This is a genomic window from Emticicia sp., from assembly GCF_049241225.1.
GTDB lineage: Bacteria > Bacteroidota > Bacteroidia > Cytophagales > Spirosomataceae > Emticicia.
Genome location: NZ_JBMLRC010000483.1, coordinates 1 through 1,212, shown reverse-complemented (window position 1 = coordinate 1,212; position 1,212 = coordinate 1). Strand labels below are relative to the sequence as shown.

Sequence of the window (1,212 nt, the reverse complement as noted above, 5' to 3'; positions counted from 1 at the left end):
CCAGTCTTTTGTGTTGCAGATATTGGCTTGTTTTTCATCTTATTTTTGAAATAATATTTCATACTACAATTCCAATATACAACTGCAATGTTCAACCCACTACAGGGTTGGCAACATTTTTACAATTTGTTTCCCCGAAATTCTTTCGGGGCTATTTATGTTAAAGCCCTTTGGGCTTTTCTTAATGTAATTTATTTATACTATGTGCTTACGTAAAATTACAATAGATTAAACGGCTTTATAATAAAGTTGCTAATTTACTGACAGTCAGGTGTTTATAAAGACCAGTCAACAAGTAACTAATTTTCAGTAACTCCTTAATCGTCCAAACGATAAACTCTGCACTCGTGCTGCTGGCTATAATGCCCAGTCGTAAAGATTTGGTTGAGTGGATGATTGAAGGTCTTTTCTCGTAAAAGATTTTCGTCAATTCCATTATGTGGGTCGAAGTTTACCACAAAAACGTATTTTGGATTATCTTGCAGTGTCCAAATCATCAATTTTTGCTCTTCGGTTGCTTCTAAAAGCCATTTCACCGAACGGCCTTTGATTTCCTCCCAAATATTTTCGGCCAATTGGTGCATTTGCTGAAACAAATGAAACTGATAGTGATTTTTACCCCAAATAAATGGCCCGTGAGTTACTTTATCTCGGTCGTTATCATCTCGAATCGCAAAAACGTATAGTTTCGTATATTCTTCATTTTTGCCTCTTTCAAGGTGCATATTTCGAGTTTCAAAGCCCAAACCTACATAGCTTGGCATATCAGTCAAAAACAACGAAACAAATAAACGCAAGTAATTGGCAGTTCGATAAAACTCGTCAAAACGAGGGTCGTCTTTATCGGCTGTCATGACCGTAAAATTCGGTGCGAATTTACGAGTGCGAAGCAATTGATTGTACTTCACAAATTTCTGCATAAACTCAGCAGAACCCACCACCGAAGACTGTAAATCTCCGAGTGTAGAATCGGCATCAATGGCTTCCAAGTGGTCATTTTCATCGCCATAACCCATAAAATCAGGGTCAACTAAAAAAGTTTCGGCAAAAAATGCAAAATGCTTAACGCCTTGTTTCTGCACATAATGCTTTACGGCCATCAACGGGTCATAATATTCATCTGGTTTGGCTGGCACACCATCTGGTCTGGGTTGAACGTGAGCCATATCGCCCCGCATAAAATCTAAATTGTAGGTTTTCTGACATTCATAA

Annotated in this window: 1 pseudogene; it reads right to left on the bottom strand. The window is 38.0% G+C overall.

The window, feature by feature from the left end:
- Nucleotides 1–317: 317 nt before the first annotated feature.
- Nucleotides 318–1,212, bottom strand: a pseudogene (locus ACOVO2_RS25355) (hypothetical protein); the annotation flags it as partial.